At 68.6% G+C, this 20,534-nt stretch carries 18 protein-coding genes and 2 pseudogenes; 12 read left to right on the top strand and 8 right to left on the bottom strand.

The features are described from left to right. Positions 1–84 precede the first annotated feature (84 nt). Positions 85–237, bottom strand: a complete 153-nt coding sequence (locus J5X86_RS22640) for a hypothetical protein (protein WP_165449209.1) — start codon at positions 235–237, stop codon at positions 85–87. Positions 238–546: 309 nt separating this feature from the next. On the opposite strand from J5X86_RS22640, the gene J5X86_RS22635 reads away from it, so the two are divergent. Then, positions 547–1,305 carry a TVP38/TMEM64 family protein gene (locus tag J5X86_RS22635; protein WP_208518580.1) on the top strand — a complete coding sequence of 253 codons (759 nt, stop codon included), beginning with the start codon at positions 547–549 and terminating at the stop codon, positions 1,303–1,305. A gap of 31 nt (positions 1,306–1,336) precedes the next feature. Here J5X86_RS22635 and J5X86_RS22630 read toward each other — a convergent pair whose 3' ends face one another. Further along, positions 1,337–2,857 carry an MFS transporter gene (locus tag J5X86_RS22630; RefSeq protein ID WP_208518579.1) on the bottom strand — a complete coding sequence of 507 codons (1,521 nt, stop codon included), beginning with the start codon at positions 2,855–2,857 and terminating at the stop codon, positions 1,337–1,339. A gap of 314 nt (positions 2,858–3,171) precedes the next feature. On the opposite strand from J5X86_RS22630, the gene J5X86_RS22625 reads away from it, so the two are divergent. Beyond that, complete coding sequence (locus J5X86_RS22625) at positions 3,172–4,044, top strand: undecaprenyl-diphosphate phosphatase (protein WP_208518578.1); 873 nt, start codon at positions 3,172–3,174, stop codon at positions 4,042–4,044. 229 nt (positions 4,045–4,273) lie between these two features. Here the strand turns inward: J5X86_RS22625 and J5X86_RS22620 are convergent, their stop codons facing one another. The 3 genes and pseudogenes from J5X86_RS22620 to J5X86_RS22610 form a co-directional block, all read right to left on the bottom strand. Continuing rightward, complete coding sequence (locus J5X86_RS22620; protein WP_208518577.1) at positions 4,274–4,939, bottom strand: HAD family hydrolase; 666 nt, start codon at positions 4,937–4,939, stop codon at positions 4,274–4,276. Between the two features lie 28 nt (positions 4,940–4,967). Continuing rightward, positions 4,968–5,588 carry a flavin reductase family protein gene (locus J5X86_RS22615; RefSeq protein WP_208518576.1) on the bottom strand — a complete coding sequence of 207 codons (621 nt, stop codon included), beginning with the start codon at positions 5,586–5,588 and terminating at the stop codon, positions 4,968–4,970. Positions 5,589–5,671: 83 nt separating this feature from the next. Further along, positions 5,672–6,859, bottom strand: a pseudogene (locus tag J5X86_RS22610) (amidase); the annotation flags it as partial. Between the two features lie 60 nt (positions 6,860–6,919). Between J5X86_RS22610 and J5X86_RS52935 the strand changes: the two are divergent. Further along, positions 6,920–7,084 (top strand): annotated as a pseudogene (locus J5X86_RS52935) (GntR family transcriptional regulator); the annotation flags it as partial. A gap of 33 nt (positions 7,085–7,117) precedes the next feature. Next, positions 7,118–7,708 (top strand): FadR/GntR family transcriptional regulator, encoded by a 591-nt coding sequence (locus tag J5X86_RS22600; RefSeq protein ID WP_208518574.1) that lies wholly within the window; start codon positions 7,118–7,120, stop codon positions 7,706–7,708. Positions 7,709–8,344: 636 nt separating this feature from the next. Here the strand turns inward: J5X86_RS22600 and J5X86_RS22595 are convergent. Next, positions 8,345–9,760 (bottom strand): FAD-binding oxidoreductase, encoded by a 1,416-nt coding sequence (locus J5X86_RS22595; RefSeq protein ID WP_208518573.1) that lies wholly within the window; start codon positions 9,758–9,760, stop codon positions 8,345–8,347. An 89-nt stretch (positions 9,761–9,849) separates the two neighbouring features. Next, on the bottom strand, positions 9,850–10,581 hold the full coding sequence (locus J5X86_RS22590) for a GntR family transcriptional regulator (RefSeq protein WP_208518572.1): 732 nt from the start codon (positions 10,579–10,581) through the stop codon (positions 9,850–9,852). A 407-nt stretch (positions 10,582–10,988) separates the two neighbouring features. Here J5X86_RS22590 and J5X86_RS22585 point away from each other — a divergent pair, with 407 nt between their 5' ends. The 8 genes from J5X86_RS22585 (at position 10,989) to J5X86_RS22550 (ending at position 19,189) form a co-directional block, all read left to right on the top strand. Next, a complete protein-coding gene (locus J5X86_RS22585; RefSeq protein WP_208518571.1) occupies positions 10,989–11,873 on the top strand; it encodes an NAD(P)-dependent oxidoreductase in 885 nt (294 codons plus the stop codon). Between the two features lie 61 nt (positions 11,874–11,934). After that, on the top strand, positions 11,935–13,143 hold the full coding sequence (locus tag J5X86_RS22580) for a CaiB/BaiF CoA-transferase family protein (protein ID WP_208518570.1): 1,209 nt from the start codon (positions 11,935–11,937) through the stop codon (positions 13,141–13,143). After that, positions 13,140–13,931: an enoyl-CoA hydratase gene (locus J5X86_RS22575; protein WP_208518569.1), complete on the top strand. Its 792-nt coding sequence runs from the start codon at positions 13,140–13,142 to the stop codon at positions 13,929–13,931. The genes J5X86_RS22580 and J5X86_RS22575 overlap by 4 nt, the downstream gene beginning before the upstream one ends. After that, on the top strand, positions 13,928–14,812 hold the full coding sequence (locus tag J5X86_RS22570; RefSeq protein WP_208518568.1) for an amidohydrolase: 885 nt from the start codon (positions 13,928–13,930) through the stop codon (positions 14,810–14,812). The genes J5X86_RS22575 and J5X86_RS22570 overlap by 4 nt, the downstream gene beginning before the upstream one ends. A 99-nt stretch (positions 14,813–14,911) precedes the next feature. After that, positions 14,912–15,382 (top strand): RpiB/LacA/LacB family sugar-phosphate isomerase, encoded by a 471-nt coding sequence (locus J5X86_RS22565; RefSeq protein WP_208518567.1) that lies wholly within the window; start codon positions 14,912–14,914, stop codon positions 15,380–15,382. A 128-nt stretch (positions 15,383–15,510) separates the two neighbouring features. Continuing rightward, positions 15,511–16,998 carry an MFS transporter gene (locus J5X86_RS22560; protein WP_208518566.1) on the top strand — a complete coding sequence of 496 codons (1,488 nt, stop codon included), beginning with the start codon at positions 15,511–15,513 and terminating at the stop codon, positions 16,996–16,998. Beyond that, positions 16,995–17,996, top strand: coding sequence for an NAD(P)-dependent oxidoreductase (locus J5X86_RS22555; protein WP_208518565.1), 1,002 nt, complete (start codon positions 16,995–16,997; stop codon positions 17,994–17,996). The genes J5X86_RS22560 and J5X86_RS22555 overlap by 4 nt, the downstream gene beginning before the upstream one ends. Further along, on the top strand, positions 17,996–19,189 hold the full coding sequence (locus tag J5X86_RS22550; protein WP_208518564.1) for a fumarylacetoacetate hydrolase family protein: 1,194 nt from the start codon (positions 17,996–17,998) through the stop codon (positions 19,187–19,189). Before J5X86_RS22555 ends, J5X86_RS22550 begins: the two co-directional genes overlap by 1 nt. 51 nt (positions 19,190–19,240) lie before the next feature. Here J5X86_RS22550 and J5X86_RS22545 read toward each other — a convergent pair whose 3' ends face one another. After that, a complete protein-coding gene (locus tag J5X86_RS22545) occupies positions 19,241–20,482 on the bottom strand; it encodes an MFS transporter (protein ID WP_243981112.1) in 1,242 nt (413 codons plus the stop codon). Positions 20,483–20,534: the final 52 nt, after the last annotated feature.

Raw genomic sequence — 20,534 nt, 5'->3', positions numbered from 1 at the left:
CTCGTCAGCGGGGGTGGGAAGCGCGGACCCCAGAACCTCGCCGACCCTCCCCCTGGGGGATCCGTCGGAGTTGTCCGAGGAGGGTCAGCTTCGGGCGCCGTGGAGGCAGACGGCGGGAACGGCGGCGGGCGGGTCCGTGGTGAGGGCGGCGACCGCGGCCGGAGCGAGAGAGGGGACGGCAGCCTTCGGCGCGTCCGCGACCGCGGACGTCGGCGTGAGGAAGGCGAGCCGGAACATGCTGTGATCTTCGCGCATTGTACGGTCCGCGTCGAATGGTTTTCGGTGCGTGCGGGGCCGGTGGGACCGGTGGTCCGGGAGCGAACGCCCGGTGGCACAGGGGTGGTTGGCCAGCCGCCCGGCCTGCTCGTTTCCGGTGTCCGGCCCGGGCCCGGCGACTGGTTTTCAACCGCCTGCCGACTGGTTTCGGACCGTCCGCCGACTGGATTGAGACGGTCCGCCGACCCCCTGTCGACGGTCTGCCGACAATCGGACGACAACGCGACGACATCACGGCGTCCGCCCGGCTTGGTCGGTTACGCTCCACCGATGCTCGATGTCGCCGCACCGCCCGCGAAACCGGCCACGCGCCGCGCCCGCGCCGTGCTCCTCTCGCCGTGGTCGCGGCTGGGGCTGCTCGCCGCGCTGCTCACGGGTTCCGCGATCGCGGTCTTGCTGTGGCAGCCGCAGCGGCTGCTGACCCACGGCTGGCCGGAGCTGTCGGGCGCGACGGCCGTGGTGCTGTTCACGGCCGCGTACGGGGTGGGGACCGCCGCGCTGGTGCCCCGGCCGCTGCTGAACCTGGCGGCCGGTGCGCTCTTCGGCATCCAGGCCGGGCTGGTCACGGCCGTCGGCGGCACGGTGATCGGCGCCGGGATCGCCTTCGGTCTTGGCCGGCTGCTGGGGCAGGACGCGCTGCGTCCGCTGCTGCGGGGCCGCTGGCTCACGGCGGCGGACCGGCAGCTTAGCCACCACGGGTTCCGGTCCATGCTGGCGATCCGGCTGTTCCCCGGCGTACCGTTCGCCGCCGCCAACTACTGCGCTGCCGTCTCACGGATGGGCTGGCCGTCGTTCCTGCTGGCCACGGGGCTGGGCAGTGTGCCGAACACCGCCGCGTACGTGGTCGCGGGCAGCCGCGCCACCACCCCCACCTCGCCCGTCTTCCTCCTCGCGATGGCCTTCATCACGGTGCCCGCCGTCGCGGGGGCGCTGGTGGCCTGGCGCAAGCGTGGCCGACTGCGGCCCGCGGGCCCCGGGGAGCGCCTCGGCCAGGACGCGACTGCGAGCGAGACCCCGCCGTCGGCGTGACGGGCGGGCCCGCGGCGGCCGCTGGGGTCCGTCAGCCGCCGGCCGGTCCGTGGGCGGAGGCGGAAGCAGCCGCCGCGCGGGCGGACAGCGGCTCGGCGATGTCCTCGAGCGGGCGCTGTTCCGCCGGGATGGCGAGGAAGGCGGCGACGAGCCCGGCGGCGACCATGAGCGCCGCCCCGATGGAGAAGGCCAGCGCGGTGTCGGCGAGGACTCCGCTCTGCGTCAGATCCGAGAAGATCAGCGGACCGGTGATGCCTCCGGCCGCCGTGCCGATGGCGTAGAAGAAGGCTATGGCCAGGGCGCGCGTCTCCATCGGGAAGACCTCGCTGACCGTCAGATACGCGGAGCTCGCACCGGCCGAGGCGAAGAAGAGGACCACGCACCAGCAGGCCGTCATCGTGGTCGCGCTGAGCCAGCCGTTGCCGAACATCCAGGCGGTGATGAAGAGCAGCACACCGGAGAGGATGTACGTCCCCGAGATCATCAGACGGCGGCCGACCGTGTCGAAGAACCTGCTCAGCAGGGCCGGCCCGAGGAAGTTGCCGAAGGCGATGACCGCGAAGTAGTAGCCGGTGTCGCCGGTGGGCACATCGAAGAACCGCACCAGGATCGAGCCGAAGCCGAAGGTGATGGCGTTGTAGAGGAACGCCTGCCCGATGAAGAGGGCCAGCCCCAGGACCGCGCGCCGGGGATACGCCCGGAAGAGCGTCCGGGCGATCTCGATGAAGCCGGTGCTCTTCCGCGTCTTGATGGTGATGGCCTTGTCCGGCTCGGGGAGGCGCCGCCCGGTCTCGTCCTCGATCCGCCGTTCGGCCGCCGCGACCAGCTCCCCGGCGCCCTCCACCCGGCCGTGGATGAACATCCAGCGCGGGCTCTCCGGGACGTTCCGGCGCACCAGCAGGATGACCAGGCCGAGGACGACACCGAGGGCGAAGGTGAGCCGCCAGCCGACGTTGAGCGGGAAGAAGTCCGTGTTGAGCATGAGCACGGAGAGCAGCGAGCCGCCCATCGCGCCGAGCCAGAAGCTCCCGTTGATGACCAGATCGACGCGGCCCCGGTACCTGCTGGGGATCAGCTCGTCGATCGCGGAGTTGATGGCCGCGTACTCCCCGCCGATGCCGAAGCCGGTGAGGAAGCGGAAGAGGAAGAACCACCAGGCGGAGAAGGCGATGGCGGTGAGCGCGGTGGCGGCCAGATAGACCCCGAGCGTGATGAGGAAGAGCTTCTTGCGGCCGTAGCGATCGGTGAGCCAGCCGAAGACCAGCGCCCCGGTGCAGGCCCCGGCCACATAGAGGGCCGCCGCGACCCCGGTGACCTGCGCGTCGGTGATGGGCAGCCCGCTGCCGGGCTCGGAGAGGCGGCTGGCGATATTGCCGACGACGGTCACTTCGAGACCGTCCAGGATCCATACGGTGCCGAGGCCGATCGCGATCATCCAGTGCCAGCGCGACCAGGGCAGCCGGTCCAGCCGTGCCGGGACCTTGGTGGTGATCGTCCCGCCGGGCCCGTCCCCTCGGCCTCCCTGTCCTCCGTCGCGCCCGATCGCGGTCATACGGTTCGGCTCCTCGGCTGTCCAGGCCGTCCACGGCCGTCCACGGCCGTCCACGGCTGTCCGCGGCTGATCCTCACCAGGGCGCCCGCGGCCGGGCGGCCGAGCGCCGAGTACCCGAGGTCAAAGCGATGAACCGATGGTCCGACCAGGCCCTTGATGGGCCGCGCACCCGGGGACGCTACGCTGCCCACACCCGGCAGTTGATCCTCGACCGCCGGCTTCCCACCGACCACCCCGCCTGAATCGGTCACGCCTGGCCATCTCTGGCCAGAAATCGATCAGCGCACGATCAGCCTCTGGATAGCGAAGACTCAATGTCGTGGTTTGAATCATTCATCCTCGGGCTGGTCCAGGGGTTGACTGAGTTTCTTCCGATCTCCTCCAGCGCCCATCTGCGGCTCACGGCCGCGTTCGCCGGCTGGAGCGACCCTGGGCCCGCGTTCACCGCGATCACCCAGATCGGCACGGAGCTCGCGGTGCTCATCTACTTCCGCAAGGACATCGTCAACATCGTGTCGGCCTGGTTCCGCTCGCTCTTCAGCAAGGAGTGGCGGGGCAACCACGACGCCCAGATGGGCTGGCTGGTGATCGTCGGCTCGCTGCCCATCGGTGTACTCGGGCTCACCCTGCAGGACGCGATCGAGGGTCCGTTCCGCGATCTGCGCCTCATAGCCACGACCCTCGTGGTCATGGGCCTCGTCCTGGGCTTCGCGGACCGGCGTGCGTCGCGCGATGAGTCGGGCGGCCGGCATCGCGTCGCCAACCAGCGCAAGACGCTGAAGGAGCTGAGCATCCGGGACGGCCTCATATTCGGCGTCTGCCAGGCGATGGCGCTGGTGCCGGGCGTCTCCCGGTCCGGCGCGACGATCAGCGGCGGACTGCTCATGGGCTACACCCGCGAGGCGGCGGCCCGCTACTCCTTCCTTCTCGCGGTCCCGGCGGTGCTGGCCTCGGGTGCCTTCGAGCTGAAGGACGCGTCCGAAGGGCATACGGAGTGGGGCCCGACGATCTTCGCGACCGTCATCGCCTTCTTTGTCGGCTATGTCGTCATCGCGTGGTTCATGAAGTTCATTTCCAGCAAGAGCTTCATGCCGTTTGTGATCTACCGGATTCTGCTGGGCATCGTGCTCTTCGCGCTGGTGGGCTTCGGTGTGCTGAGCGCCCACGCGGCCGAGTCGGCGGGCTGACGCTTCTCCGCACAGGACAGGGAGATGGGCCGCCGGCCGAGGAGGGAGGAGTCCGGCGGCCCCTTCGCTCAGGTCTGGCGCCCCCTGAGCGGCATGGGACGAGTCAATCGCCATGCGGGGCGCCCGGGAAGGGTGTGCGGTAGATATATGCAAGCACTCGCGTCACACCGGGTGTGAATTCCTCACCCAGCGCACGCCCCTGCCCTGAGTCGGCAGGGCACGGGGACGATCACACCGACGGTTGGGCGACGATCTCCACCAGCTCACTCAACGAGTCGATCCGCCAGTCCGCCATCGCCGCGTCGGCCGTATCGGCCGTATCGGCCCTATCGGCCCACAGATACGCCCACGGCCCCCGGCGGATATGCGCGGCCCGCAGCCCGGCGGCCTTCGCCGGCCGGATGTCGAAGGCCGGATAGTCACCCACGTACAGCGTGTCCCCCGGCGCGGCGCCGCCGAGCTCCAGCACCCGCCGGAAGAACTCCGGATCGGGCTTGGCGACCCCCCACTCACTGGACGTCGCCACGGCGTCGACCGGCAGCCCCAACTCCCGCAGCAGCTCACCCGCCCGCAGCGACTGATTCCCGGCCAGGACCACCCGCAGCCCCGACTCCCGCAGCCCGCCGAGCGCGGACCGTACATCGGGGTACACGTCCGGCTCGTCCAGCCACTCCCCCCGCCCCGCCGCCTCCCGCGCCCGCCACTCGGCGTCGATGTCCACGCCCGGCCGCACCAGACGGATCGCGTCCTTGTCGTCCCGCCCCTGCGCGACGACGGCCCCCACCAGCGCGGACAGGGTGTGCCGCGGCACCCCGAGCCAGTCGGCCCAATCGCCCCAGTAGCGGTCCTCACGGACGAGGGTCGAGCCGATGTCGAACACGACGCTCTCGATCACCGCGGCCCCTTCCTCCGGCCTCTGGCCCTCACACCTTCTCGGGCCCCTGACCCTCCCAGTCCGCGTAACGGATCCGGGCCAGATCCAGCACCTCACCGACCGTGCCCCACTCGTTCTTCCCCAGCCGGGACAGCGGCCGCAGCCGGGTGATCTCCGCATGCCCGTCGACCATCACCGCATCGTCGATCGCGGCATGCACCACCCGCCCGAAGACCACCGTCGAATTCCCGAGCCCCATCGTGCTGTGCACCACGCACTCCAACGCCACCGGCGACCCCGCCACCCGAGGCGGCTTCACCCGCGCACTCGCCTCCTGCGCCACCCCCACCGCCTCGAACTCGCTCACCCCGTGCGGAAAGTCCGTCGCGGTCGCGTTGACCTGCTCGAACAGCCCCTCCGGCGCGAGGTTCACCACGAACTCCCCGGTGTCCTCGACGTTCCGCAGCGAGTCCTTACGCCCCACGGAGGTGAACTGCACGATCGGCGGAGCCACGGCCGCGACGGTGAAGAACGAGTGCGGGGCGAGATTCGCGGAGCCATCCCGGCCCACCGTCGACACCCAGGCAATCGGCCGAGGCACGATCACCGAGGTCAGCAGCTTGTAGAAGGGAGTCGGACCCATGGCCTCGGGCTCGAAGTCAATACGCATACGGCCCAGTATCCGCTGGCGCGGCGGCGCACCCTAACGACGTTCCGCCGAGGCCATTCTCGCCCTGCCGGTTCGGCCTTGCCTCATACACCGTCTTGAACGAGCGGGGGTGTGCTCTCGGGAAGGCGGCGGTGCTGGGTGGCCTGCTCCAGGGCATAGCCCAGGCGGAACAGCGACGCTTCGTCGTAAGGCAGTGTCACAAGCTCCAGTCCGACCGGAACACCTTCGTCGCTGAATCCAGCAGGGATGCTGATGGCGGGCATCCACGTCTGAGAAGCGATCAGGGTGTTGGTCGGGAAGGTGAGTGTCGTCCACTTGCCGGTCTGCAGCTCCTTTCGGGTAGGCGGCAGGAGTTGTACATCCGGGAAGCAGAGCCCGTCCAGGCTGTGGCCGGCCATCACATTCACCACTTCGCGCTGGAACGCCTCGCGTGCGATGTACTTCCGGAAGTACTCGGTGTCGTCCTCAGGGTTGTCCGGGCCACCCGCGATCGCGATGAACAGGTCGAGTTCCTCGTGGAACCTTTTGTCCTGGTGGATGGCCTGTACTGACAGGTGACTCAGCTCCGGGCGCTGGGCGAGGAAGGTGTTGAGGTCGTGCTTGGAATGCGTGATGTATAGCGAGGTGTACTCGATGTAGTGCGCGAGATCGGGGATGACGACCGGGTCCACCACCTCGGCGCCGGCGGACCGGAGCGCTTCGAGGGCCGTGTCGAAGACCGTGTTGACGGCCGCCGCCGAGGGATCGTCGGCGGAGCCCATGGCCTCGCGCACCACGCCGATCCGCTTGCCTTGTAGCCCATCGGCGCTGAGTCCGTCCGCGTAGCTGTCCTGGTGGCGGGCCACCGTATGAGCCGCGGTCCAGGGGTCCTTCGGATCGTGCCCCACAAGGCTGTCCAGCAGCAGCGCGGCATCGGTAACCGTGCGGGCCATGGGACCTGCGGTGTCCTGGAAGGAGACCAGGGGCGAGAGGCCGGCTCGGCTGATCAGGCCGGGGGTGACCCGTACACCGACCAGATTGTTGAAGGAACTGGGCACGCGGATCGATCCGCCGGTGTCCTCGCCGACGCCGACCGTCGCGAAGTTCGCGGCGACACCCGCGCCGGTGCCGCTGCTGGAGCCTCCGGCATCACGGCTCAGGTCGTACGGATTCTTCGTCTCGCCGCTCAGGGAGGAGGTGGAGAACCATGAGGTGGCGAAGTCGGGCATGGTCGTCTTGGCCAGGATGACGGCCCCAGCGGTCTTGAGGCGCGTCACGATGGTCGCGTCGGCTGCCGGCTTGTAGCGTCCCGCGACCCATCACCGTGCGCAGCGCCGCCGTACAGATCGCCGATCAGCTTCGGGCCGCCATCGCTGACGGCACATGGCGTCCGGGGGGACCGTCTGCCGTCGGAACACCAGCTCGCCGAGACCTACGGTGTCTCCCGCGGAACGATCCGCGAGGCGTCCCGGATTCTCGCCGCGACCAACCTGGTCGAGTCCACCCGAGGCGCGTCGGGCGGCACATTCGTCACCCTCCCCCGGGCGGATGTGGTCGCCCACCAGATCGGGGAACTGATCGCCCTGTGGTTCCGCGCCGGAAACGTCTCGGTCGCGGAGGTGAACCACGCCCGCGACGTCCTCGAGCGTGAATGCGTGCGGTTGGCCGCCCTCAACAGGACCGAGGACGACCTGGCGGCCATTCGCCGACCCGTCGAGGACTCCAGGAACGCCGATCTCACATCTGACGAGTGGCTCGCCAACGACCTGGAGTTCCACACCGCCATCAGCAAGGCCGCCAAGAACCACGTGCTGGAACTGGCCATGACCTCCGTCCACCTCGTACGGCCCAGGACGAACGCGCTGCTGCACCGGGTACTGGAACGCGAGCCCGTGCTCGAGCAGCACTGGAAGATCTACGAGGCCATCCGGGACCGCGATCCCGAGGGAGCTGTCTCCGCGTTCACCGCACACTTCGATCACCTCAGCGAAGTCCAGCGCCGCGCCCTGGCCGACCGCGACTCCAGCAAGGTGTCCGTCGCCGACATCACCGAGGAGGAACGCCCCGCACCCGATGTGCTGCGCCGCCGACGTACACAGCAGCCGGACGCGCCGAGCCGTGAGGACAGTCCCGACCGGTGAACGGACGGGCCCCGTAAGCCGAGAGTCGTCGGGCTGCGCCATGCGCCGTCCGCCGTCGCCTGAACGGTCGTGCGAGGCCGCGGCGGCTCGGCTCGCCCGGCCCGCATGCGCCTTTCCGCAATCGGCGCCGTGATGGCCAAGGCCCGCAGGTCGAATGGGCGAGAGGTCCTCAATTGTCAGTAGGCCGCCCTTCCAGCGCCGGAGACGGCTCCGGTGGAGAAGCTGACCCCATCGGAGGGCACAGACCTCTCCGAGCCACCCATGCGCTGCTCGGAGAGGCCGTCGTCGGGGCGTGCCCGAACACCACTTCCTGTGACCCGCAGGTCAGGGGAGCCGTATCGGCCTGAGCTCCTCGAAACGGTCACCGGCCCGGGGGCCGGCGGAGGCCTTGCCACCAAGCTGGCTCATCACACCCCATACAGCCTCGGGCTCGAAGTCAATTCGCATGCCGCCCGGTATCCGCGCATGCGACAGCACATCCCAACGACGGATCGATCCCATCCCAGGCCCGCAGCGGCCGCGTCTCCTGGCCGATCTGGTCAGCGGGGTCATCGACGGAGTGATCTTCTACGACCTGGACCGGCTGGTCCGCCGGCCCAGGGACCTCGAAGAATCGTCGTCGCACGCGGCCGTTGATCAGCGTCGCGTCCCGCTTGCGGCCAGGACCTTTCCAGGGTTGAGGATGTGCCGTGGGTCCAGGGCCGCCTTGACCTCGCGGTGGACGCGCAGTCCAGCCGGTCCGAGTTCCTTGGCGAGCCAGTCCCGCTTGAGCAGGCCCACTCCGTGCTCGCCAGTGATCGTGCCACCCAGGGCCAGGCCAAGGTCCATGATTGCTCCGAACGCCTCGTGGGCACGTTGCACCTCGCCCTCGTCGGTCCGGTCGAACAGAACATGGGGATGCACGTTGCCGTCACCGGCGTGCGCAACGGTGGTGACACGGACACGGTGCCGCTCGGCGATCGCGGGGAGCCCCTCGACCATCTCGGCGAGTCTGCGGCGCGGTACGCACACGTCATCGGCGAGGTAGCTGCCAAGTCGCTCCGTGGCGATGCCCACGAGGCGCCGTGCCTGGAGCAGGAGTTCGGCCTCGGCCGGGTCGGTGGCGACCAGCGCTTCGCCGCCGTGGGACTCCGCGATCCGCGCAAAACGTTCCAGGTCCCCGCGCGCCAACTCTCCTCGATCGGACTGGGCGATCAGCATCGCCCCGGCGTCGGAGGGAAAACCGAGGTCCTGGTAGTCCGAAACCACGTCCATCGTGGGACGGTCCATGAACTCGAGGAGGCTGGGGCGCGCCCCGTCCGCCATGAAGTCGGGCACGACGGCGCATGCCGCACCAGCGGTGGGGAAGAACGCGACAGCGGTCAGCGGGCGTTCAGCCGCGGGGCGCAACGCCACCGTCACCTCGGTGATCACGCCGAGGGTGCCTTCGGAACCGACGAAAAGGTGGGTCAGGTCGTATCCGGCTACCCCCTTCGCTGTACGTCGGCCGGTACGCAGGACCGTCCCATCGGCCAGTACGACCGTGAGTCCGCGCACGAAGTCGCCAGTCACACCGTATTTCACACAGCACAAACCCCCGGCGTTGGTTGCCGCGTTCCCTCCCAGGGTGGATGTCTCCCAGGACGAAGGGTCCGGTGGGTAGAACAGTCCGTGCTCGGCTACAGCCCGTGAGAACACCGCATTGACGACACCCGCTTCGACACGCCCCGTCTGGTCGACGGTGTCTATTTCCAGGATGCGGTCCAGGCGTTCCACCGACAGGAGCAGGCAGCCGTCCACGGCGTTGGCGCCGCCTGCGAGCCCGGTGCGGGCCGCCTGCGGGACGACGGGGACGCTGTGCTCGTGCGCTATCCGCATGACCTCGGCCACCTGCTGGGTCGACCGGGGCCGCACGAGCGCGGCGGGGATGCCACTGGGGCAGAACGGGGCGTGGTCGGTGCGATACGAGGCGAGGATGTCGGGGTCCGTGGTGAAGGCCTCGGCGGGCAGCTCACCCGCTATTGAGCGCAGTGCGGAGTCGAGCGAAGTCGGAAGAGACGCGGACGCGGACATGGTCGTACTCCTTGTTCCTGGCGGGACGTCTGAGATCGCGCTGCCCGCCGCCCGATGTGCTGCGAGACCGTGACCGGCAAGGGACAGGGTCACCCTCCATTGCCTTCCGGCCAGCGCTCCGTGAACGATCGCTCGCCATGCGCGGCGAACGCGTCCAGTACGGCCCGCAGGTCACCATCGCTGATCACATCGAGCAGCTCACGGTGGCGCTCCACATGAAGGGTCAGGTCTTCATGGTGGTGCTCGCGCTCGTAAAGGTTCATGGCCATGCACAGGACCAGCTGCCGGTACAGCGAGTCGTAGATCTCGACCAGCCTGCGGTGTCCGGCGAGCATCACGAGGGAGCGGTGGAACTCGTAACCGAGCTGGACGAGTTCGGCGCGATCCTCCTTTTCCGCGCTGCGTCGCATGGCTTCGAGGGCGGCACGCGGCCCGTCCAGGAGAGACGGGTCGCTCACCGGAACAGCGAGTTCGACGGCGAGCCGCTCCAGAGAGGAGCGCAGGGTCAGGATCTCGTGCACGTCCTGGGCCGAGAGTTCCATGACCGTGGCGCCGCGGCGGGGCGCGATGGAGACGAGGCCCTCCTGTTGAAGCAGGCGCAGCGCTTCGCGCAGCGGCGGCCTGCTGACGCCGAGGTCGGCGGTGAGGCGCTCCTCGATGAGACGGTCGCCCGGGCGCAGGGCACCGGCGAGGATGCGGCGACGCAGTTCCTCTGCGATCAGCTCGACCATGCTGGGGGGGTCGATCCGGCCGGCGGGGGTGTTGACCATCGCACCTGCTCGTTGAACGGTCGGGCGGCTGGTGCTCAGTGCTGGTTTCATCGGCGCTCCTCATTCTCCTCGATGGGGCGCGACTCCCTGTGTGGATGGGGTGTTGCAAGACTCTTGTCTATCCCTAACCAATCGATGTAGACAATAGACGGAGCGCGATTGAAGACAATAGACGGAGCGCTTCGTGTGGGATCAACTGCATGACGTGACATGTCAAGGTTCGATGCGCCGTTCGCGCTCCGATCCCACCGCGCCTCACCGCCCCCACCCTCACGGGCTTCACACTTCTGTACCCGCTCCGGGATCGGCCCTGGAGTGCCACTTGCCCCTGGAAGGTATGGCCATGAACAACGCGACACTTCTCACGAGGTACGACGGACACGGGAGGTCCCGCACCAGGCGGCAGGACGGGTCCACCAGCCCTTCGTGCGCCGGCACGGCCCGCTGAGGTGCCGGACATGTTGCAGGGAGATCAACCGGTCGATCCCCGACCACATGCCGTATCCGTCGGCTTCGTCGGGCTTGGCAATCTCGGCCTGCCCATGGCCCGCGCGCTCACCAGAGCGGGACACGCCCTCCACGTACACGACTTGGACCCGCAGCGGATGCAAGCCGCCGAGGATACGGGCATGACCGCGGCGACAGGCGGTGTGAAGGATCTCGCCGGATGCGCGGTCGTCGCCCTCGCCGTCTCCGACGACGCTGCCACGTGCCAGATCCTGACGGGCGACTCAGGACTCCTCGCCGCGCTGGCACCTGGCTCTCTTGTGCTGCTTCACTCGACGCTGCTGCCCGCCACGGTTCATCAGATAGGGCTGGAGGCACAGGCACACGGTGTGGAACTGGTCGAGGCGCCTGTCAGTGGGGGCGCGGAGCGGGCGCTGCGCGGAGAACTGACGGTCATGGCCGGTGGGAGTGAGGCGGCCTTGACCCTGGCCCGCCCCTACCTGGAGGCGATCGCCACCGAGACCGTTCACATCGGTCCGTTGGGCGCCGGGGCAGTGGCCAAACTCGCCAACCAGCTGATGATGTTCTCCGCGCTGGCAGGTGCCTACGAGGCATTGGACCTGGCGAAGGCGTATGGCATCGATGCCGAGGCCGTTTTGAGGGCCGTGGGCTCCAGCACCGGCGACTCCTGGGTCACCCGGGAGTGGGGCTTTTTCGAAGATGTCGCTGCCGCGTACGAGCGCGGCGGCGTCCCGCGCCATCAGCGCTCCTGGTCCAAGGACCTGTGGGACGTGATCTCCATCGCCCGCGATGTCCAGCTGCCCGTGCCGTATGCGGCACTACTGGCCCAGACACTGGCGCATCGCATCGAACGCCGGAACACCGAGCAGAACTGACACCCGCACAGCGGCCGCCTTGCGAACAGCTACGTCGCCGAATCCGAGAGGGACTCCGGCAATGACACCCACCGACACCACTGCCCCTACCGACGCTCATACTGCCCCGCGGCCCGGTGCCCTGGATGGTGTGCGCGTCGTCGACCTCACCCAGGTGATGGCGGGCCCCTTCGCCACGATGCTCCTCGCCGACCTCGGCGCGGACGTCATCAAGGTCGAACAGCCAGGGTCCGGAGACCAGACGCGCGTCTCCTGGGGCTACCCGCCGCCCGGCCGTGACAGTCCCGCCTTCCACGCGCTCAACCGCAACAAGCGCAGCGTCACCCTGGACCTCGGCTCACAGCAAGGCAAGTCGGGCTTCCGCCGGCTCCTGGCGGACGCCGACATCGTCATCGAGAATTTCCGTCCCGGTGTCGCGGCCCGTCTCGGTGTCGACTACGACTCCGTACGCGCGATCAAGCCCGACATCGTCTATGCCTCCGTCTCCGGCTTCGGCCAATACGGCCCCTACGCGGAGCGCCCCGGCTACGACCTCATCGCCCAGGGCATGGCGGGTGCCATCAGCATCACCGGCGACCCCGATGGCGCCCCGGTCAAATGCGGACTGCCTGTCGGGGACCTCGGTGCGGGCCTGTTCTGCCTCTACGGCATCCTCGGCGCCCACATCCACCGGCTGCGCACCGGAGAGGGCCAGTACCTGGAGACCTCCCTGTACGAGGCCGTGCTCGCCCTGTCCGTATGGGAATCCACGGAGTTCTTCAGCACCGCGAAGGCACCCGAGCGCCTCGGTTCGGCCAACCGCATGTCCGCGCCCTACCAGGTGGTGCGCGCCGCCGACGGGCACCTCACCATCGCCGCCAACAACCAGCGCCTATGGCAGCGACTATGCCAGGCGCTCGGCTTGGCACACCTGGCCGAGGACGAGCGGTTCGCCACCAACATGGCCCGCATGGAACACCGACCCGAACTGATCGCCCTCATCGAGGGCAGGCTTGCCGCCACCACCGTCGAGGAGGCGGTAAATCTCCTCCTCGACGCGGGTGTCCCCGCCGGCCCCATCCTCGACTACGCCCACATCCTCGCGCACGACCCGCACGCGAAGGCCCGGGCGATGGTCGAGGAGTACGAGCACCCCGTCGAAGGACCCACTCGCGTCCTCGGCTTCCCCGTCAAACTCGGGCGCACCCCGGCCCGCATCCGTCGCCACCCGCCGCTGCTCGGCGAGCACAACGCCGAACTGCTCACGCCCGCACCGTCGGAGCCCCGATGACCAGCCACTCCGAACCACACGTCCGCTGGGAACGCGACGGAACGCATACCGCCTGCCTCACGTTTTCCCACCCCCGCCTGCGCAACGCTCTGACCCTCTCCATGTACGACGAACTGGAGAAGGCATGCGACGAGATCGATGCCGCCGACGCCGTGCGCGTCACGGTGGTACGCGGCGCAGGTGAGGCGGCCTTCGCCGCCGGCACCGACATCCGCGAGTTCACCAGCTTCACTTCGGGCGCCGACGGCATCGCCTACGAACACCGCGTGGGCCGCGCCGTGGACCGTCTCGCCGCCCTCCGCATGCCCACGATAGCCATCGTGCGGGGACCGGCCGTCGGAGCCGGCACGATCCTTGCCGCGAGCTGCGACATCGTCCTGGCCACCCCGGATGCCACCTTCGGCGCTCCCATCGGCCGCACTCTGGGCAACTGTCTCGCCCCCGCGGCACTCGCCCGCCTCTACACGGGCTTCGGCCGCTCTCGCACCCTCCAAGCGCTCTACACCGCCCAACTGATCACCGCAGCGCAGGCCCACGAAACGGGCTTCGTCAGCGAGATCATCCCGCCCGAGGCTCTGGAGGAGCGCACCGCCGCGCTCTCCTCCCAGATCGCCGGTTGCGCCCCCCTCACCCTTGCCGCCCTGAAGGAGGCCGATCGCAGAGTCCTGGCCACGACGGTCCCCGCGCACGCCGACGACCTGTACGCCACGTGCTACGGCAGCCGCGACTTCGCCGAGGGAGTCACCGCGTTTCTCACCAAGCGCGCCCCCGTCTGGGAAGGTCGATGATGGCCCGGACTTTCACGGTCGACGCACACCACCACTTCTGGCGAACTGCCCGCCAGCCGCAGCCCTGGCGTACCTCCCACCACGCCGCCCTCGCCCGTGACTTCGAGCCGGCCGACCTGGAACCGGCGCTGAAGGACAGCGGTATCGACGGGACGGTCCTCATCCAGTCCGCCGACCTGCCCGAAGAGAACGAGCGCATGCTCGAGTACGCGGCCCAGGCGCGCTGGGTGCGCGGTGTCGTCGCCTGGCTTCCCCTCCACGATCCGCCCACGGCCCGAGCCCTCCTCGCAGACCTGCGCGCCCACCCCCTGATCCGCGGAGTACGGTGCCTCATCGGCCGCGACGACGCCGAATGGCTCACTGCCCCCGCCACACTCGCCCTCTTCCGTGCACTCGCCGATGCCGACCTGACCTGGGACGTCGTCCCCGTCACCGAAGCCCAGGCCCGACAAGTCGCCGGCGTCGCCGAAGCTGTCCCGCAACTCCGCGTCATCATCGACCATCTGGGCCGTCCCCCGCTGGACGCCATGGCCACCGGCGGCGACCGCGAGGTCTGGGGACCGTGGCAGGACCGCATCGCCTCCTTCGGCCGGCTACCCAACCTGGCGCTGAAACTCTCCGTGGGCATCGACGTCCTTACCGCCTGGCGCACCTGGTCATCCGCCGCCCTCCACCACCCGGCGGCCCACGCACTGCATCACTTCGGAGCCCACCGCGTGATGCTGGCGAGCAACTGGCCCGTCATCACACTCCATCGCAGCCACGGCAGCGCCTGGAACGATCTCTCCGAGGCGGCCCGCCACGCCCTCCCCACCGACGAGCGGGCGCTGGCCGCCCTCCGCGGAGGCACCGCGATGCGCTGGTACGGCCTGAAGCCCTGAGACGCGGCCGAAGCCTCCACGGTCCAAGCCCACTGGCCAGGGCCTGGTTCCACCTGCCCACACCACCCGTTGCACCCCCGCTCACCAGAAGGGAAACCCATGCGTATCGCCCTGGGCAACGACCACGCGGGCCTTGCTCTCAAGGACCACGTACGCAAGGTCCTCGAAGAACTCGGCCACGAAGTCACCGACTTCGGAACCCACGACGACCAGCCCGTCGACTTTCCCGATATCACCCGCGCCACTTGTGAGCCCGTCCGCACCGGAAGGGCCGACCGGGCAGTCCTCGTCTGCGGAACCGGCGTGGGCGCCGTGATCGCCGCGAACAAGATCCCAGGAATCCGCTGCTGCCTGGGCCACGACACCTACTCCGCCCACCAGGGCGTGGAACACGACGACACGAATGCGATCGCCATGGGCGCGTGGCTCATCGGCCCGGCGCTGGCACGGGAGGCCCTGGTGGCATTCCTGGGAGCCCGCTTCGACAACGACGAGGCAACCGCACGCCGCGTCGCCAAGCTGCACGAGATGGAACGCGACGCCGCAGCGGAACTCACCCGCTCCGCCTGAACACCGCTCCCCGGCTCGGGGGCGACTCCGCACTGCCCCACGCATTGTCCGCTCAGACCGGCCCGCCGCCCGGGCACGGCCCGTCGGTGGCCCCGCACTGTCATCCCCGGACACGCAAAAGGACACCCATGCCTGACTCGTTCGTTCTACGCCATCCCCAAGATGTCGCCTCACTGGTGAACAGCGGCCGCATCCGCGGCGGCAACGCCAAGTTCGTCGTCGTCATCGCGCTTGCCGGCATCTTCATGGATGCCTACGACTTCACGTCGATCGCCTTCGGCCTCAGCTACGTCCAGGAAGCCTTCAACCTGTCCTCGCTCATGCTGGGCATCACCGCAGGCGCCATCCTGGTCGGCGCGCTGATCGGCTCTCTGCTGGGCGGAACACTCATGGACCGCATCGGCCGCGAGAAGGTGTTCACCGCCGACCTCGTCGTGCTGATCATCGCCACGCTCCTGTGTGCGATCGCGCCCAACGCCTGGTTCTTCCTCGCCTCCCGCTTCCTGATGGGCATCTCGGTGGGCATCGACTACCCGGTCGCCTTCAGCTTCATCGCCGAGTACTCCTCGCACCGGAACAAAGGCAGGGCACTCAACCTGTACGCCCCCGTCTGGTACGTGGCGGTGGGATCCACCTTCGTCCTTCTTCTCATCGGCTACTACGTCTTTCAGGCACTGTCCTGGGACATCAGCGAACTTTGGCGCGTGGTCGTCGGGTTCGGAGTGGTGCCCACCGCGGCAGTCCTCTACCTCCGGCGCAAGTACCTGACAGAGTCCCCGACCTGGGTGGCCATGAACGGAGACCTGCACGAGGCGGCAGCCGTCCTGCGCAAGGCCTACGGCGTGGACGTCACCGTCGCCGACGACGCCGTGCTGCGCATGCCGAAGCGCACCCGCACCGAACCGGTTCTGCAGAGCTTCGGCCGGCTGTGGAACCGCACCTATCGTCCGCGCACGCTCCTCGCCCTTGTGGTCAACTTCTGCCAGGGCGCCGAGTACTACGCGGTCGGCTTCTCCATCGGGGTGGTGACTCAACAGGTATTCGGCCAGACCATCCTGACCGGCATTGTCGGGCCTCTCGCCTTCAACCTGCTGTTCGGAGTCGGCGGCGGACTGCTCTCCACCTGGCTCGCACCCCGGGTACGCATCAGCAGACTCGCCCTCTGGGGCTTCTGTGGAACCACGGCCTCCTTGCTGCTGGTCAATCTCTTTGGCAAGGAGCCGTTCGACGGCGCCATCTGGATCGCCGCCCTGTTCCTCGGCGTGTTCATCTTCTCCCACGCCGCCGGCCCAGGAACCCAGGGAGTGGTTATCGCCACCTTGTCCTACCCCACCTCGATCAGAGGAGTGGGCGTCGGCTTCGCCCAGTTCGGCAACCGCATCGGCGGCACCATCGGCTTGGTGGCGTGGCCTGCGCTGACCGCGGCATACGGCCTCGACGCGTTGCTGTGGCTCGCCCTGATGCCGTTCGCGGGACTGCTCTGTCTGCTGGTCATCCGCTGGGACCCGACAGACGAGGACGTGGACGCGGAGGACTACGCCACCGCGCCCAGTGTTGTTCCCGCCGCAGGACCTACCACGCCCCAGATCCCCGCCTCTCCTGGAGGAACGCTGTGACCGAGACACCAGCCACCACACACCCGGCCGGACCCTCCCGGCTCCCCGCTCCCACCCCTGGGCCCGTGGCCTTTGTGGGCCTCGGCGTCATGGGCCTGCCCATGGCACGCAATATCGCGGCCGCTGGTATCGAACTGTGCGTCTACGACGCGTCGTCGCGGGCCTGCGACAGGGCCCGCGACCAAGGGCTCGAGGTCGCAGCCACCCTTGCGCAGGCGCTCGAGGGAGCATCCACGGTGGTCACCATGCTGCCGGACACCCCTCAGGTACGGGAGGTACTGCTCGGTCCTGGCGGAGTCCTCGCGTGCTGCGCCGAAGGGACGGTGGTCGTGGATATGAGTACGATCTCGCCCCTTGCCACCCAAGCACTCGCGGCCGAACTTGCCGACCGACGGCTCGCCTTGGTCGACGCGCCCGTCAGCGGCGGGGTGCGCGGAGCGGTATCGGGGGCACTGTCCATCATGGCGGGAGGCACGGCCGAGGCACTGGCCCGCGTCCGTCCCGTACTGGAGACCATGGGCTCGACCACCGATGTGGGCCCGGTCGGTTCAGGGCAAGTGGTCAAGGCCTGCAATCAGGTCGCGGTGGCGCTCGCCATCCAGGCGGCGTGCGAGGCGTTCACCCTGGGTTCCCGCTTCGGCGTGCAACCCCAAGTACTGCGTCAAGCGCTCCTGGGCGGCGCCGCATCCTCCTGGGTACTCGAACATCTCGCCCCGCAGATGATCGACGGGGACGACAGTGCGGGATTCCGTGTCGCCCTGCAGGTCAAGGATCTGCGCATCGCGGTGGACACGGCGGCCGCCCAGGGTATGCCGCTGCCCGGGGCGTCCGGGGTGCTGCAGCTGTACCTGGAGGCCATGTCACACGGGCAGGAGGCCGACGGTAACCAGGCCCTCGCACGTGTCTACGAACGCATGGCGCACGTCCGTATCGCCTCACCAATGAACACATCGACCGAGCAGGTCAACGACCGGATCACGAACGGAGGGGACAACTGATGGAGGACCTCTCGACGGCCCTGACGCCCTGTCTGCCGGAGGACGAAGCGGACGCGGTTCTGGTCGGACGGGTCTGGGACCCGCGGTGCCAAGGCCCGCGGGTGGTGACCGTCCGCGGCGGCCAAGTCGTGGACCTCACAGACGAGTTCCCCACGGTGGCCGACCTCATGGAGGAGCACGACCCAGGCCAGGCCGTCGGGGCGGCATCCGGGCCGACCCGCTGGTCATTGCGGGACCTGCCTGGCGCTCAGGACGGCGATCGGCACCTACCGCATCTGCTCGCGCCGATCGACCTTCAGGTGGTCAAGGCATGCGGAGTCACGTTCGTGGACAGCATGATCGAGCGCGTCATCGAGGAACGCTGCGGAGGGGACTTCACTCGGGCCGCCGCGGTTCGTCGCCTGGTCCTGGACACACTCGGCGGCAGCATCACCGCAGTGACCCCGGGCAGTGAGGAAGCAAACCGGGTCAAGGAGGTACTCACGGCACAGGGAATGTGGTCGCAGTACCTCGAGGTGGGCCTCGGGCCCCATCCCGAGGTGTTCACGAAGGCTCCAGTCCTGTCGTCGGTGGGCCATGGCTCCGCGATCGGCATTCCGTCCTTCTCCGTATGGAACAACCCGGAACCGGAGCTCGTCCTCGTCGTCGACTCCGCAGGGCGCGTCAAGGGCGCGACACTCGGCAACGACGTGAACCTGCGCGATATCGAAGGACGCAGTGCCCTGCTCCTCGGAATGGCCAAGGACAACAACGGCTCGTGCGCCATCGGCCCGTTCATCCGGCTCTTCCACCAAGGCTTCACCCTCGACGATCTGCGCAGTGAGGAGATCACCCTGCGCGTCGACGGACCGGACGGCTTTCTCCTGAAGGGCCGCAACAGCCTCGCCAGGATCAGCCGGAGCTTCGAGGAGCTGGTCGCCGCGACCCATGGCAGCCATCACCAGTATCCGGACGGGTTTGCCCTGTTCACCGGAACACTCTTCGCCCCATCACAGGATCGTGGAGAACCGGGCATGGGCTTCACCCACCGATACGGCGACACGGTCACGATCAGCAGCCCCCGGCTCGGGACACTCGGGAACGTGACCCGCCCGACCAGTGAGCTGCCACCGTGGGAATTCGGCATACGGGCGATGACGGCCTACCTGGCCCGGCTCCGATCGCCTGGCGGCGCGACGGTGGCTGCACAGTGACCCCCAGCGGCCCCGGGGTCACTCCTCCAGCAGCGACATTTCGGTGATCTTCTAATCCAGGACGCGGCCCTTGGTTTCTGGCAGTAGCCAGATGAACAGGAGGGTCAGGACGGTACAGACCATCACCACGGTGACGATTGCCCTGCCCAGCCCGCTACCCGCCGCTGCCCAGCCGATGAACGCCGGACTGAACGCCGCGACACCGCGCCCGACGTTGTAGGTGACGCCCGCGCCGGTGCCGCGGACGCGCGCCGGGAACAGCTCGGTGAACAGGGCGCCCTTGCCTGACGCCTGGGCCGAGATGAAGAAGCCGACCACAAACGCGAGCAGCAGGTTGTACCAGAGGGCATCGAGCGGAACTGCCATGAACAGGAATCCGAACACTGTCGTTCCCAGGTAGAAAACCGTGAACGCCCAGCGTCGTCCGATGCGGTCGTGCAGGTGGCCGCCGAGCACATAGCCGAGCCAGTTCCCGGCGATCATGAACCAGATGTACATTGCGGTGTCGCTGACACTGAGCCCGCGTTCTTCCTTCAGGTACAGCGGAATCCAGGTCTGCATCGCGTAGGTGCTTGCCAGACCGCTCGCACCGAACAGCGTGCCCAACACGGTGTGTTTGCGTAGTCCTGGGGCGAAAAGCTCGGCGAATGCGCCCCTTTCGCGCGGCTTCCGTTGCACCTGGGTCATCGGCACGTCGCGTAGCTTCCGCCGGATCAGCAAAGCCGCCAGCGCGGGCAGGACACCGGTCAGGAACATCACCCGCCACGCGACCGTCTCCGGCAACCAGGCGTTACTGAGCAGGTAGGCGAGGTTCGCGCCGGCCCAGCCCACGGACCATGCGGACTGGATCCATGCCAGCACCCTCCCCCGGCGCTCCGGAGCCGCGTATTCCGCCATGAGCGCGGCACCCACCGGCCATTCGGCACCGAAGAAGAAGCCTTCGAGCGTGCGCCACAACAGCAGCTGCCCGAAGTTCTGCGAGGTGGCGGTCAGGCCCGTGAACAGGGCGTATGCGCCGATTACCAGGACCAGGATCTGGACCCGGCCGAAGCGGTCCGCCAGTCTGCCGCCGACCACGCCGCCCACCGCGGAGCTGATGAGCGCGCAGGAGGTGGCCAACCCGCCCTGCGCCGTGGTGAGGCCGAATGTGGCGATGATCCCGCCGAGGGCGAGCGGGAACATCTGGTTGGTGAATCCGTCCAGGCCCCAGCCGGTCCAGGTTGCCCAGGTCACCCGTCGAACGAGGGATCTGTCGAGGCCGGCGGAAGAGGGAGCAGTCGATGTGGTGGTCATGCCTGCACTCCGATCGGTCAATACCAGGGTTCGATCAGCGCCGTGGGACCGC

This window comes from Streptomyces sp. NEAU-YJ-81 (assembly GCF_017592595.1).
Taxonomy (GTDB): Bacteria; Actinomycetota; Actinomycetes; order Streptomycetales; family Streptomycetaceae; genus Streptomyces; species Streptomyces hygroscopicus_B.
This window is presented reverse-complemented; position numbering and strand designations above follow the sequence as displayed.